This window comes from Microbulbifer aggregans, assembly GCF_001750105.1.
Classification (GTDB): Bacteria; Pseudomonadota; Gammaproteobacteria; order Pseudomonadales; family Cellvibrionaceae; genus Microbulbifer; species Microbulbifer aggregans.
This window is the reverse complement of sequence record NZ_CP014143.1, coordinates 1859811-1875877: the sequence shown is the minus strand read 5'-3', so window position 1 is coordinate 1875877 and position 16067 is coordinate 1859811. Positions and strand designations below refer to the sequence as shown.

Below are 16067 nucleotides of genomic sequence, written 5' to 3'. Positions count from 1 at the left end.
TTGCATTTATTGCTTTTTATTTGCCGGGGAATCTTACCAGAGAGCTTTTTGGGGGAGAGCGATAAAAATACAGGTTTGTCACGTAGAGACACCACAATGTCTCATCGATCAAATCATGGGAATGAATCACAGGGGCTGATTTGCCACGGCCCCGGAACAAGCATAGGAGAGCGAAATAAGAGTAGATAGATTTCGGAACCGCGGCCAAAGCTGTTCCTACCTCCCGGTCTCAGGCTTCGATTGAGGTACCGGAAGCATTCTGGATCGGTAATTTTTTACGGTCTGCCAGCCGGTCGCACCGCGAGCAGTGCGACCGGACAGCAATCAAAGTTTCCCTATCACGTTCAGGAAAACACCCTGGCTATCGTAGTCAAGCTGAGTCAGGTCATCAGAGAAGTCTGTGAAGTTGTAACCAACACCCACTTTCAAATGGCGTCCCACCTGGCGATAAAGCCCCAGCAGGGCACCGCTGCGCTGATCCTGGGCGTCCGGCAGCTCGAGCATGCGCCCCTCGATCAGCAGATCCCACTTGTTGACGAAGTGCCAGTCTGCACGCAGTACGTAGAGGTTAGCGCGGCTGTCGAAGAACTCGGGGTTCTGGCGATCCTGGCTCAGCTGGCCGAGGCGGTAGGCGTACTTGGCACCCAGTGTCCACTGGCGGCTGATATCGTAACTGGTGTCCACCGAGAAGATATGGCTCTTCTGGATAAACTCCGCCGCGGTGTTCTCCACCGTGACCTGCCCCTGGGTGGGAACGTTATAGAAGTAGGTGTACTTCAGCAGTGTGTTCCAGCGGTCGTTGTTCACCGGTCGATAGGCATAGCCCATCACGGCCTCAGTAAACTTGCCGTCGTAGAACTGCCCCTGGGAACTCTCACTATCGGAATAGTTGAGCTTGCCCACCAGGCGCCAGTCCGGATTGATCTGGTAGCTGGCAGTGTTTTTCAGCAGCCAGGTCTTGCGCTCGTTCTCCAGTACTGTGTCCTGCCCCTCCACCGGGTTTTCCATAGTGTCGGTGCGGTACTCGACAGCCGAGGCGAGACGGATATCTCCGTCACTAAAGCCCATGTTCAAACCGACCGCGCGACGGTCCGTCTGTGCGCCGGTGCGCGGGTCTTCCAGAGTGCCCGCCTCAACGGAGGTACCGTAGTTCCAGCGCTCGCTCGGTGCCAGGTCCATACCCAGGGCGTGGGTGAGGCCCGTGGATACATCACCGTGACTGTAGCGCTCCTCGCCATAAATGCTGAGGCTGTCGGAGTAACGGCTGCGGAAACCGCTGGCCATGTTGCCCTTGCGTGCGCGCACGCCGGTGTCGGTGCGCTCGTTGTCGAGGGTATAGTTCAGGTAGATGTTGGTGCGGTCACTGATCAGGTAGTCAGTACCCACTCGCGCTGCAGTGCCGGTATCACCGCCGGACAGTTCACTGTCCAGAGTCAGGCGCTCGCTCACGCGATAGGCACCACCAAAGCCGACCCGGTTGTTCTCATCCCGATTGCCGTCCACTTCCAGAGTGCGCTGCACGAAGCCGAATGCACGCCAGTCAGCACCGGAATCATAGGCAGCCTCTACCGCCATATCGGTGCGGTCACCCTGGGTCTGGGTCGCCGGTACCACCGGCGACAGATCCTCGCGGGTATCCGCGCGGGCACCGGTGGTGACTCGCCAGCGATCATTGAGCTGGTAACCCACCGCCAGATCCAGGGCGGAAGTCTGCAGGCCCAGCTCCTGGTCTTTACTGTCCGCCTTCAGGCTGACATCAGCGCGGCTACCAATCGGCACGGTGACACTGGCACCGGTCTGCGTCGTATCACCATTGACCATCTGGCCCGGTGCCGAGAACCCTGCTTCACGCTCCTGATGGTAGAAGGTACCGGAGCCCCGGGCGCCTTCGAAGAAGTCGTTCAGTTGCACGCTACCTTCCACCTTGGAGGCAGCGGCTTTGGCCTGTGGGTCGATTGGGTTTTCAGAATTGAAACTGAACCCGCCGTCGAACGAGGAAAGGCTGTCGAGATTACTGCCCTCACTGGTAGCGGATTCCAGTTTTATCCAGCTGCCCGCACTCTTGCGGAAGGTCAGGTCGACGCCCTGTAGCGAACTCTCGTTATCTTCCTCATCCTGCTGGGTACCACTCACGCCCAGTTTGACGTGATCGCCAATCCAGTAGTGCGCGCGACCACCGAGCGCCAGCGTATCCATTTCTTCGAAGCCCGGCGTGTATTCATAGCGCGCCACCAGATACTGCGGGTTGCCGTTATAGGACCCGTCCTGGATCAGCACATTGTCATTGGCGATGGCGGAAAGCGGCCGGTTCAGCAGGATACGGCCCTGGATATAGTCCACGTCGTAGTCGATTACCGGAGTGAGGTTTTTCACACCCAGTACCAGGCCTGAATCCTTGTCACGCACCTCGACCCGCACGCGCTCGGAGCCAGCGAGAATATCCTGGTGGCGCATGAAGTAGAGGGAACCACCGGTACCACGGAACTCGTCCCGGCCAGCGATGGTGCCCGGTTCGGCACTGAAGCCGTCGACAGAAAAACGCTTCTCACCGAAGCTGGTTACATCATCGGTTTCGTAGTGGCCGGTAGCACCGTAGAGCGCACGGTCGATATGGGCCAGTTCGTTATCGGTATAGCTGGCCTTGAAGTTGCCCCACAAGCCGTAGTCGTCGTACTTAGACAGCTTGACGTAAAACTTACCGGACGTGGGGGCATCCTCGACTACTGTCGAGTCGTCACCAAAAGTGGGGTAATACAGATCGCTGTCCAGTCGGCGGAACAGGGCATCCGGTGTTTTCTCCATGAAATTGGAGAAGAGTTCGTCCACCGGTCCCTCTTCGGTATCGGCGCTGGCAGAGAGCCGCCAGCCCTCACCGAAACCACCACTGGTGTAGAACGCCAGACGGCCGTCGTAGCTAACCGAGTTGTCATAGTGGGTTTCATCGCCGGTCACCAGCGCTGCCGGGCCGTTGGTATCGTCGACCCCAACCGTGAAATCGGCAATACCCACGGTGAACCACTCGTTGTTGGCAAAGCGCAGGTCGCGCAGGAACAATTCGCCGTTGCCCTCGGGGTCCAGCACGGCGACTTCGACAGTGTGCAGGCCGCGGTTAAATATCTGTTCGGCGACAAACTCGCCATTCTCACTCACCGGCACCGACTGACCGGCGAGCCAGACGGTGTGATCCTCGGGAATCTGCGCACCGTTCACGCGCACGGTGTTGCCATCGAGCGGGATATTCTGGCTCGCCAGGCGGTTTTCACCATAACCGACCAGCAACTCGCGCTCGGTTACCTGTTCGTTCGCCGGCGCGTCGAGCCGATCCACCAGCCACAGCGTCTGTGGCCGTGTTTCATCATAGCGACCGTCTTCGTCGTAGACCCGCAGCACGTACTGCAGCTTTTTCAGTGGCGCTTCAAATTCCTCGAATTGAGCACTCCAGTCGCCATCACCGTTTTCATCCAGCGGGACCACGGCCACCGGAGTATCACGCAGTGACTGCTCTTCCTCGAATAGGCGCACTTCCGCGCGCTCAATAAAGTTCGGGTAATTGGAGTAGCTGCGGAACTGTACCCGGCTGTCATCCACGACCGTTTGCGGATCATCCTGATAGCGCACTGTGGTGGGCCAGGCACTGACGTTCAGCCGCGGCGTCATGGTTTTGTTATCGAAACGGAACTGAATGTTGGCCTGCTCCAGCGCCACGTCAGTACACCGCTGCAAGTCGGCAGAGTTCTTGTAGGGATCGTATTCCGGACTGCCGTCCACGGTAATGCGCATCAGGTTGAGCGCATAGGGGTTGTTGGCCTGCGCTTCCCGATCGATCCGCTCGATCGCGAGGCGATCCTGTTCGGAAAGCACCGCCAGCTCGTCGTAGAGCACCTGTACTTCCACACGTGCGCCGTCCAGCTCGATAAAGCCGGTGGACACCACATCGTCGGACTGCACGAAACCACGGCCCTCAAACTCAACCTGTTCTTCGGTGAGGTCTAGAGCCTGTTGGACCTGCTCCATCGCCCGACGCGCACGCGCGCGGGAGAGACCGACGTCGTCGCCATAGACCATGGCCTCACGACGCTCCATGCGCTCGTTTTCGCTGTAGCCAACAAAACTCAGGCGAACGTTAGCCTTGTCCGCCACTTCCGCCATGATGCTGCGCATACGGGCAAGTTCAGATTGCGCAATCACCGGATCGCCGCTTTCAAAACGGATCGGAGCAAGCGGTCCGGTGGGCGACTCGTGGGCGACGGTAATGGTCTCCGCACCCGCCGCTTCCGGACAGGCCTGCACACCATTGTGTGCGGTCTCCAGCGGATCGTCGTACCAGAATTCCACCTCAACCCGACGGTTCAGGGCACGCCCCTTGGCGGTGTCGTTGGCGACGATGGGCATGCTGCTGCCCTTGCCGGAGTAGGTCACCATCGTCTCCGACAGGCCAAGGCTATCGCGGACCGCCAGCGCCACGCGGCGCGCCTCGGCGAGAGAAAGTGCCAAGTGATCGCTATATAGCTCCGCCGGGCCTTCCGGCAATGGCATGCCGTCTGTGTGACCGACGAAGTGAACCACCAGGTTATTTTTATCCGCCAACTGCGCGCGCACCTCGCTGATGCGGCGCATAAAGGCCTCGGGCAGATCCACCTGGCCCGGCTGCCAGCGTAGCGGCGTCACCAGATTTTTCAGTCGTGCACGCTCTTCGGTGCCGGCGGTATAGGTCAGGCGACAGACCGTCTCCTGGCGACAGACCTTTACCCGGTTAAGTTGCAGCGCCTGCGCCCGTGCCATCTCGGCCTGGGCCTGCTGATCCAGCTCATCGTAGGTGATCTGCACCTGGACACGGCGGTTCATGGCCCGGCCCTGGCTGGTGATATTTTCTACCAGCGGCTCTTCGTCACCGCGGCCTTCAAAGGAAACCGCGTCCTCCCGCAGGTCCAGCGCCAGCTGGAAAAACTCCGCCACATGCTTGGCTCGGGCGCGGGTGAATTCTGACTTATCGAGATATTCCGCCAGCTGCTGGGGCGTCATCGCCGCGGCGTCGGTGTGTCCGATAAACTTCAGCTGAAGATTGTGCTTACCGGAAAGTTCAGCCAGCTTTTCACGCAAGGCCTCGACCTGAGCCTCGCTGATCTCATCATCGACAGTCTCGAATGGCATGGGGTCGATGAGATTTTCTTCCCGCACCGGCTCCATAGCTTCGGAAAAGAGCGTTGCGTCCTGCACCCACTGGTTGCGGGGCTGGCCGAGGAGCATCGTTTCCGTGTTACTGCCAAGCGGCTGTTCTTCGTAGTCGACCTCAGGTTCTTCAACTTCGGGGGAGAGTCCGGGAATCTGCTTCCACACCTCCCACCAGCTGGCATCTTCCGCCTGCAGGTTCACATCCTGCGCGATACTGGCCGAGGCCATTGAAAGTGTCAGCAGACTGATCGCCGCACATAGCGCTTTGGGCCGCGCTCGCAGTTTGGTGTCGGCGGCGAGCCGCGCTTTATGAGGAATTAACATCACTTCCATCCCCCCCGGCTCGGCGGCGCCCCACGCCGCCAGAACACTTCGGTCTCAATCGTCAGTTCATAGTCGCCGTAATCGCGCGCCCATTCATCGGCGATACGCGCCTTCATGACTTGCAGGCGGCGATCTACCAGATCTGGATCTTCGTTTTCTGCCAGGTAGGACAGACGCAGTACCGATGGCGCTTCCTGCAGTTTTTCCAGCAACAGCTCCGTGCGGGAATTCCACTGGGGCCGCATCTCGGTGCTGCCTGGCTCGAACACGCCTTCGGCCATGTCCAGACGCACAACCCGGTGCAGGCTGGAACCGAAGTTCACCTTGATCATTTTGCCTCGCGTGGCGCGTACAATCCGCGGGTTCTCACTGGTGAGGCGATAGCCACTGGGGAGACTGCGGTCATCCAGTTTCAGCACGAAGTTGGAACCGCGATCCTGATTCGGTACCACAGCACAGGTGATGTGGAAGCGACCATGGGCATCGGTAGTGGCATTGAGACCGGTCGCAGTGACAACGCGAGCTCCGGGCACACCACCCTCTCCGGCATCCTGGTAACCGTTCATGTTCTTGTCGTCGTAGACTTTACCGATCACATCGGTACAGTCGAACGTCGGGTCCGGGATCACCCGTACGGTGGCAAATGCCTCACCGGAAACCACCTGACCCGACAGGCCATTGAACAGCTGCGCCCGGTTCACGTATTCACCCTCACCGACACCAGAGCCGACCACCAGCAGCAGCTTGGCAGTTCGGGTCTGCTGCGGATCGACCCGCAATCCAGACCAGCGCAGCTGCAGGCCTTCGACTTCCGGCTCGATCGCCATGCCGTCGACACGGGCGGAGCCGGCAACGTACTTGAAGCCAGCCGGGAAGAAATCCACCAGCTGCAGGTCCGTCAGCGGTACGCCGAGCGTGTTGCTGAACGTGATGGTGTAGGGCACCAGCTGGCTGCGGGTAACATTCAGCATCGACGCAGTCTTGGTGATCGACAGGGCACCATCCAGCTGCGGGTCCACGGCGATGTGGTTGTTGAACAGCTGGCTCTCACCGGGCACCCGGTTGTCATCCAGGCGCAGGCGCAGGTAATAGTTGGTTGCCGGGCTCTGCGCATCGATATCGATAGCCGGCGCTGTCGGTGATGCCTGTGCCTCACAGTGTTCTGTGGTAGCAGGCACCGCATCCCCTGCACTGCCCAGACAGGCCGCCACGTCGAAGCCGGCGGTGTCGGCATTGGTCTGCGGGGGAATAATCGCGGACTCACCGGCGACATAATTATCGCCTGGCAATTCCACCTGTATCAGGTAGTCACTGCCTGCCGGACAGCCGGCACCGGAGAAGTTGAGGTCGAACTTGTAGAAGCCGCCAGCCTGAGTCACCTGACCTTGCTGTTTCGGGTCGTCGAAGCAGCTATCCGGCAACTCCACGCCACTGGAAGCGCGCAGCATGGTGAGCGTGGCACCCGCTACCGGCCCACGTACCACCGAGTCGTAGACCACACCGTTCGGTGTCAGTGGCAGGTTCAGGTTCTGCAGGTTCGCACCGGAACCCACATAGATTTCAGTAATTTCTTGTGGACCGTTGGTGAAATCGGAATCCGCATTACCCAGTGAAGCGGTGTTTACCCCCGCACCAGGCGCGACATATCTCAACTCATAGCTGGCACCGCCGGCCATATTGGTCAGCAAACCGTCAAACTGGAAGTAACCGTTCTCGTCGCTCTGTGCAGTCTCGACCAGGTTGCCGTTGAAGTAGAGCTCTACGGTCCAGTTCTGCAGCAATTGCTCGTCGGTATCCGCCTCAGCATTGAAGTTCACATCCTGCCAGAGGTAACCGGCCAGATTGGCGATACCCGGCGTACCACCCACGTCAATGGAGACGCTGGCCTGCTCGCTTGAGGGAGGATCATTCCACTCCACCATGGCCGTATTCAGTACCGTGGTGCCGATCGCAAGATCGGTACCCAGCTTGGCCTGGAAGCGTAGCGTGGCTGAATCTTCCGGCTGCAATTCACCGAAGACGGAGGCGTAGTCCGCGGTAATGACAGAACCATTCACGGTAATGCCATCAGCCTGGCCGTTCAGCCTGGCCGAATCGGTAACGTAAGTGAGTGCACCGTCGCCGGCAACCAGCAGATCATCGGTAATCACCACATTACTTGCCGGTACCGCGCTGATATTGGTCACGGTTACCAGGTATTCCAGCGTGGCGCCAGCCTCGGCGGCTCCGTTCACCACGCTCACTTCCTTGATGATCGCCAGCTGCTGGGCATCGCCGACTACGACATCAGTGGGCTGCGCACCGTTCGCCGGGTTGCCATCCGCATCGGTCAGAACCAATGGCAGCTCGGCACTATCCACACTGCCCTGGTTACTGATAATCGTACCTGTCGGCGTGCCGGCATCCACGGTGACATCAAACACGATGGTCGCGGTGCGAGCGGAACTGATGACGCCTTCAATCGCCCCAGGCAGAGGTGGCGTCAGGTCCTCGGAGGAAATCGGCAGGCCAGTCGCAATGCGAGCCTCGCCCCCACCGTTGTCGCTCACCGCGATACCGTTCAGCGTGGTGGAGCCGGGCACATAAGTGGTACTGGCCGGGATCAGGTCCGTCAGCACTGCCTCGGTGGCATCCACACCGCCGCGGTTTTCCACCACGATGGTGTAGCGCAGGATGTCACCCGGGTCGACGATACCGGCACTCAGGTTATCCACCTGAATGGCTACGGCTTTACGCGCTAGCAGCAGTGATGACTCGCCGACGATATCAATGGTCGGGTCATTTTCAGCTTCGGTTGCCGGGTCGTCCGAGGGCACTTCTTCAAACGCTCCGCTACCGGCACCGTCCCCGTTGAGGAAGCCCTGGTTGGAAATCAGGGTGCCCTCATTAACGTCGTTCACCGTCACGTCGAATGTCACTACTGCCTGGGCATCTCCCGAGGCTGCCGGATCTGCCAGCACCTCACCCTCGTCAGCTCCGGGTGAGTTGATAGTCAGGCCCGCTGCCAGCGGGCTGCCGCCATTAATATCGGCAACCGCCACGGCGTTGAGAGTGGTGGAATTCACGACGTAAGTTGTGTTCGCCGGCACCTGGTCACGCAGAACTGCACCGACCGCATTCTCTCCACCAATATTCTGTACGGTGAGCGTGTAGCGCAGGGTTTCTCCGGGCAACAGCATGGCTGCGTCGCCGGTCAGATCTTCAGAGGTCTTTTCGATTTCGAAAAGCGGACCCGAATCAATCAGCGTCTCGGTGGGATCTTCAGCCCCACCAAGTGCAGGGTCGTCACTGGACTCAAAGACCACACCACTGACGCTAAGTTGGGCCTGATTGAGCACCACTGTGCCGCTGGTGATCACGGGTACAAGTGTGGCCTCGAATTCAACGGTCAGCGTATCACCGGCCTCTCCCGCCGGAGCAATGGCCAGATCATTGACCTCGAGCAGACCACTACCCTGACTGCCGCCGTTACCAGTTATGCTTTCGGAAGCACCACTTGGCAAGGTCACGACCGCTAACGAATCTGCCTCAAACATCGCCGTGGAATTCAGGCGATCGAGCTCATCGATCATGCTAAAGCCATTCAGCGGCACATCACTGGTGTTCTCAATCTCGATGGTATAGCGCAGGCGATCACCGGGGCTGGCCGTCGCGCCCGACTCACCCGTTGTCACATTGAACACGGTCTTGCGCACCTCAAGGGTCGCCGCCTCGACGATAAATTCGTGACTATCCTCGTGGTCGACCGCTCCGGGGGTGCCATCGGTCAGCTGGCGCTGGTATGCGAAGCGCTCGGAAGAAGATGCATCGGCACTGAACCACTCGGTTGCACCAGCAATGTTAATCAGGGTGCTGCCGTGGATATTGTCCTCATCCAAATCGACCTGATAGGTAACGCTCAGGTTATCTCCCGGTGCCAGCGCATCATCCGTCTGCAGTGTCATTGTGAACTGACAGGTAGGATCACCGGCCACAAAACTGACCGCAAAATCCGCAGCATTTAGCGTGACTGTCGAACTGTCTGCTTTCTGGATTACTGCCGATTGAATCACCGGCTGGGCATCGCACATACCGCCCGGCGTCGGATTGGGCAGCCAGTCGGTCAGTGTCACATTCCAGGCACTGGCCTCACCGGTGTTTGCAACGTTCAGCACGAAGTTGTCGGGAGTACCGACTTTCAGCGAAGCAGGGCCAGTCTTTTCGACCACCAGCTCCGGGTGCACGATAGTCACCGGATCGGAGTCCGCGCCCGTAGTCGCGTCATCGCCGAGACGAGACACGCCATTATCGTAGTCGTACCAGGCGTGGTTGATGAAAGGTTCTGTGCGAGCCTGGTTGGTTGCAGTGTTGAGCACCTCGACCGTGACCAGCACATCCACCTGGCCACCGGCCGGAATATCGATGCCATTAGTGCTATCCACCAGCACCAGATTATCGGCAGTGCCAGTATTCGTCAGCGCAGTGCCAGCAAGGCTGGCGGAAACAAAGCTCAGATCCACACCGGTAGCCGCCAGGTTGTCGGTGATGCGCACATCCTGCAGCGCAACGTCTACCGGAACTTCCGGAACAGTGATTGTGTAGGTGAACTGTTCACCGATGGCAACGCTGGACTGACCGGCCACCTTGCTCAGGGCACCCGGCCCCGCTGCAGTCAATTCCGCCGTAGCCACTGCGCTGGGACCGTATTGCTGGCGGTCACTGGCAACGCCATCTGCAGGAACGGCTTCATCATCGAATGAGTAGTAGAGATACGCCTCGGCGCTATTCACCAGAGACAGGCCGGCCGCCAGATCCGTATTCGCGCTTACCTCGTAAACCAGTGTCAAGGTGTCGCCGGGTTGGATGGTATAGGTATCGGCACCACCACTATTGAAATCCCATAATGCAACGCCTGTAGCGGTATCGTAAGTCGGCGTTACATTGGGAAGACTGTTTGCACCGATGCTGACCGAGACAGTGCTGGGGCCGCCATTCTGGCGCATTCCCTGCGGCAAGGTATCGCGCACAACCAGGTCATAAGCCGGAGCTGCGCCACTGTTGGTAACTTCTACCGTGTAAGTGACCGCTTCTCCTGCGAGAATAATGGCATCACCATCGCTGGTGTCTACAGATTTGGCCACTGAGAGTTCGGGTTGCACCAGGTTAGGCGTCGCCTCGGCAAACTTGGTCGGTGCTGGCTGACCGACAATGGTGTAGTCGAGTGTTGCTCTATTCAGCAGCTGCTGTGTAGTCGGCAGCTGGTTGAGAACGTCTTTCTGCACTCGGGCGCGATAGACAATCTGCACTTCATCACTTGCACTACCCACTGGATTGGTCAGGGATGGCCAGCTCCAGGTCAATATCTGCGGATTCGCGATACCGTCACCGCTCACGGACGTCGGATCCGCGGTCACCGCAACACCAAACTCACTGGCACTGACGACGCGCTCGAACACCATCCCCAGCGGCAAGCTGTCCACCAGCTCCAGATCACTATGAGAGCCCTTCTGCAGACCAACGGTCAGCACGAAGTCCACCCTGTCACCCACCCGCAGATTTTGGTCCGCGGTGCCAAAGGTATCGGTCTCCCAGGCCTTGGCCAAAGTCGTGTTATCGGGGGCACCCACATTCGTGCTGTCGGAAGCGACATAGTCATTCAGGCCGCCGCTGCCATCACGCTCTTTGCTGTCGTCACCACTAAGGCTGGTCCAAGTGGCAGTCGCGACATTCATCAGGGGCTGCCCCGGGCCGACATCGTCCTGTACCTGCACCTGATAAACGACTTCAACCGTATCGCCTTTCTGTATATCCCTGGCCGGCCAGCTCAGCACCTGCGGTGAACCATTTATCGTTGGTTCACTGGCAATACCATCCACCTGGGCTGTACCAGGCACATATTCCAGACCGGCGCTAAGGGTATCCACCAACAGCAGATCAAATGCGGTGGAGAAGTTGACACCATCCTGTGCAGCGAGAGTGACGGTATACGTCAGTACATCACCCACCTGGGCGGCCGTGTCTGGCACTACGGATTTTGCCACGCTGACCTGAGGTTCTACGATCCGTAGATCCGCTGAAGGTACGCTCGTCAGCAGCGTGCCGCCATCGTAATTGAACGATACACTGTTATTGAAAGTGCCCCCGGCATTGGTATCTAGGGTATTCGCTACGTATGTAGTGAGTGTCACCACAACTTCCTGCCCGGCTTCCACGCTGGCCAGTGTCAGGCTTACGTTTTGGCCACTGCTGTTATCGGTAGCCGTTGCGGCTACACCGCCAACTGTAACGATCGCACTCTCGTACACCAGTGCCGCCGGGAGGGTATCGGTGATCACCAGATTATTGCGGACAATATTGTCTGCAGGCACAGTGATACGGTAAGTCACCTGCTCGCCAATGGTTGCCTCAACAGCGGGTGAGAGCACGGTTTTGACTGGCGGTTGCGCACTGCTGGCATTGACCATCCATACCTGGGCAGCGATGCCATCGGTATACTCCTGACCCGTACTACCGGGTAGCGACCAGTAGTTATCCAGCGCGGCGCCGTTGCTCCAGGCACTGGTAGTAGTCACATCGGTGTAGAAGCCGATGTTGTAGTCCACAGTCAGACACTGGCCTGATGGCAGTGGTACATCATCGTGCAGAACGATACGGAATTCACCGCCGCGCACCGGCGGGGTGTAATCGAAGTCTGAGGGGGCGAGCGGCGTGCCATTAATTGCGACCGTCGGTGCCGTTGCCAGATCCGCCTCATCGAACTGAGTCGCCAGAGTATCACTGATAGCCACGTTATAGGCTGGCGCACCGCCGGGCGCATTACAGGCTTCCAGCTGGAACTGCATCTGGTGGCTGGCCAGATCCACTTCAAAGGGATTCGCCTGGGAGCCGTCGCCATTGACTGCCACGGGATTGGAACCGTCGGTAATGGTGCCGGTTTTGCTTAAGGCGGACAACAGCGGCTGCAGTACATCTACAGCATCCTCCGCGGGAATAGGCGCAGTAGCACCTGCGTAATTCAGTTGCGCACTGTTCGGCAGGTTACTGGTTTCGGTATGCGCCAGAGTATCGGTAACGACCTCGACGACGTAATCGATCACCAGATTATCGTTGGTGCCATCAGTATCCGGTGTATTGGTGATGTCGCCGAGGTTCCACGTCAAGGTTCCGGTGTCGCCGGCTGCAGGTGTTGCTGTCGCTGTAAAATTAATATTGCCAGCAAATGTCAGATTTGAACTGACCAGTTCCAATCCACTCGGCAGGTCATCCACTACCTGTACAGACTCTGTCACCCCTTCGCGCAGCGTCAGTACCAATTGATAGCTCACGGTATCGCCAACACGCAGCGTTCGGTCGTCCGCGGAGCTATATGTGGTGTCGTCCCAACTGTCAGTAATGACCGCTTTTGCAAAGTCGCTGGTGTCATCGGTGGCCACGGGCGCACTGGCAAGCTGAATGAAATAATTGTTCAGCCCTGACGTATCCGGTGCATCGGCGCCGCTGCGCTCATCTGAAATTGCTCCATCTAGCGAAGTCCAATCGGCCGTTAAAAAATTGACCAACTCGCTGACAACAACGGTGTTCACGAGAACCCGGTAGGTGAGTATGAGCTGCTCACCGGCCGGAATATCCAGACTGGAGTCCGCATTGCCGCGGCCCCAGGTAAGTTCGCGGCCGGATTGAGAAGGAGTGGGATTAAAACCGGGATCGACCCCGTTAATAGTCAGTGTTGGAGTAAAGCTTGTATCCAGTACCACACCACTGGGCAACACATCCACCAGGTTCACGTCGTAGGCAGGAGAGCTACCATTGTTTCCCAGAGTCACCGTGTACTCGAGAATATCGCCGCCTTGAGCAGGATCTGAAGCGTTTTTCCCTGAGGTGACATTGGCCACACTTTTGCTGGACGTGGTGTCGTCAATCAGCGGTTCGACAATGATCATCGGGGCAGTGGTATTCCCACCAACAGGATTCTGACCACCACCTTGCGTCCGACTGAAAGTGTAACTAGCGGCATTGCTGAAACCAGGGCTGTCATCCTGATTCATCAGATCGTTTTTGAGTCGTACCTGCAACGTGACCACCGCCTGCTGGTTCGCAGGAATATCCAATCCGGTGACCGCATCACGCAGGATCAGTTCGGTCGCAGTGCCGCTGTTGACCAGGGAATAATTTGTTCCGCCGACATCCGCACTCGCGCTGATAAACGCCAGATTCTCCGGCAGGCTATCGCGCACCTCCACATCGTAAAGTGGTGTCGGCACCGCAACCTGTGGAACGGTAATGGTGTACTCGAATACTTCACCGATGGCGACTTCGGTATCAGATGGGTTCTGTTTTAGCAGTGGGCCAACATCGATTACCTCCACCACAGTCGCATCGGGAGGAGTCGCGGGCGGATCCGCCTGGTTGTAAACACCGTTAACATTCGGGTCGTCACTGTCCGCGGTGAAGCTAGTTCCGCCACTGTCAGCATCCTGGGCGGACATATTCGCCTGGTTACTGACCAGATCCCCGGTATTGAGGGAGGTCAGCACATCTACCTCGAAACGCACCTCAATAGATGACAACGCTGTGTTGGGCAGCACATCCAGATCGCCGGTAATGGAAATCAGGCCAGAACCATTGTCGGTACAGCTGGCGCCAGCCGGGCAGGTGGAATCGTCGATAGAGACTGAAGAGAGATCAAGCCGAGAGCCATCCAGCTGATCGGTAATATTGACGTTGTACAGGTTTTCACTGAGGTTGAATAACCGCAGGGTGTATTCCAGAGTATCGCCGGGTGCCGCGACCGTGGCGGGCGATTGACCACTGGTTATATTACGTACGGTTTTTTCGAAGTAGTAACCAGTCAGAGCAGCGGTCACCGTGGCCGCATCCTGTTCGTCATCGGTGCCTACGGTGCCGTCATCAAGCTGTCCGGTAAAGCTAACGCGGTTGCTGTTATCGTTGGTATCGTTGAACCAGCTAGTAGCGGCCGCCACGTTGGTCAGGGTTTCACCATCGTCCGGCTCAGTAGGGCTCCCCGGTTGATCCAATTGGCTCGTATAAGTGATTTGCAGGGTTTCGTTAGGCGCAAGCCCCCTCGCACCCTCATCGTCGGAAAGCTCGATCCTGAGCACACCGGACCCTGAGTTGTATGCCAGGGAATAATCTGCGCCCGCAGTCAATGCTGTGCCGCCCATCGTCACTTCAATCGGGGTGGCACCATCGGTGACTGGATTGAAGTCCTGCATCCCGACCGGGAGCTCATCCTCAATCACAATACCCCACGCCGGCGAACCACCCACGTTCTGCACACTCAGGGTAAATTCCGGCACATCGTCAAAGTTAATCGCACTGGCACTGGTGGACTTGGTCATGACCAGGTCCGGAGCAGAGATACTCAGAAGTTCGGCAACACCGTTTTCTCCAGGGAGAGGATCGTAAAAAGTATCGCCGATCTTGCGCGCAAATTCCCACTCGGCGACGTTGATAAAGGTTTGGCCGATAAAGTTATTCGCTGTTTCCCGCAGAACAACTTCAAATTCGAAGTGCACCTGCTCACCGGCAGCCAAAATAGCAGGATTGATGATTTCCAGAGCAATCTTGCCCGGGTTGTTATCACTGCCACCACCTTCATAGGTGCGGGTAAAGTCCGTACCCTCCACCATGGGCGTGCTGCCATATCGGGCACGCACTTCAATCACACGCAGGTCGACCCCGAGAGCGCTATTGCTCAGGTCGTCCCAGATCGTAATGGACTGAATTTCATTGGGAGACCCCGCACCCGGCAATACCGTGCCGGTAACCGGGTCGTACATGACGGGAATGTCGAGGGTATAGATGAACGGTACACCCACAGTGACTGAGGAAATCGGCGTTCCAGCCAGGTCCGTCGCATTTTTGTCGATTTTTTCAACGGGAATGATGAGATCCTGACATCCCTCTTTCACGGAGCTGAAATCCGATCCGTTTACCGCCCAGATGTAAGCCTTGCCACCCTCCACATTGGCGCATGCGAAGTTGCCGGTGTAACACACGTTGTCAAAAATAATCAGCGTACCATCGGTAACACTGGCGAAATTCAGAGTAGAGCTCAGAGGGTTATCACAGGTGAAGTTCTTTACGGTACAGGAGCGGTCAATGGATAGCTGTTCTGACCCATCAAAGGCACGACCATCGTTTGCCAGATCTCCCGGTCCGTCAATCAGGCACTCCTGGGGACTACCTGGGTCTGTTGGAGACGACGGGCCAAATTCGAAATCAGATGTAGCAAAGTTTGCAGCCAGCGCCTCCTGAGCCAACGGCAGGGTCAATAACAAACCAACGAGCAGCGGAGAGCAAAATTTAGCCAGAAAAGCGCCAATGCTGCCGAAAAGTCCAGCAAGCCCACTCTGCAGAGATTTCAGTCCAGTTACTTCCGACATCATCGTCACTTATCAGCCGCCATTCTGGTTGGGGGTTCCTGCCACACAGGGCATGGATACTGCATTCCGGCAGACACTGCCGCTGGCGGCACTTTAACGGGATGGCGAAAAATGGGCCGTGAAGCAGGTCATAAATACTCTGCTCAGGAGGGATTTTTTGGAGGGCTGCCAATCAGTTCTCAGGGA

2 protein-coding genes are annotated in these 16067 nt (G+C 57.8%); both read right to left on the bottom strand.

The features are described 5' to 3' along the window. Positions 1–324 precede the first annotated feature (324 nt). The gene (locus AUP74_RS08150) at positions 325–5505 is read right to left on the bottom strand and encodes an OmpA family protein (RefSeq protein WP_083260872.1); all 5181 of its coding nucleotides are present in this window, start codon (positions 5503–5505) and stop codon (positions 325–327) included. Further along, positions 5496–15770: an isopeptide-forming domain-containing fimbrial protein gene (locus AUP74_RS08145; RefSeq protein ID WP_226999921.1), complete on the bottom strand. Its 10275-nt coding sequence runs from the start codon at positions 15768–15770 to the stop codon at positions 5496–5498. Before AUP74_RS08145 ends, AUP74_RS08150 begins: the two co-directional genes overlap by 10 nt. Positions 15771–16067 lie beyond the last annotated feature (297 nt).

Excerpts from the sequence above, each read along its gene's own strand:
- AUP74_RS08150 (WP_083260872.1), bottom strand. The coding sequence starts at position 5,505 with ATGGAAGTGATGTTAATTCCTCATAAAGCGCGGCTCGCCGCCGACACC.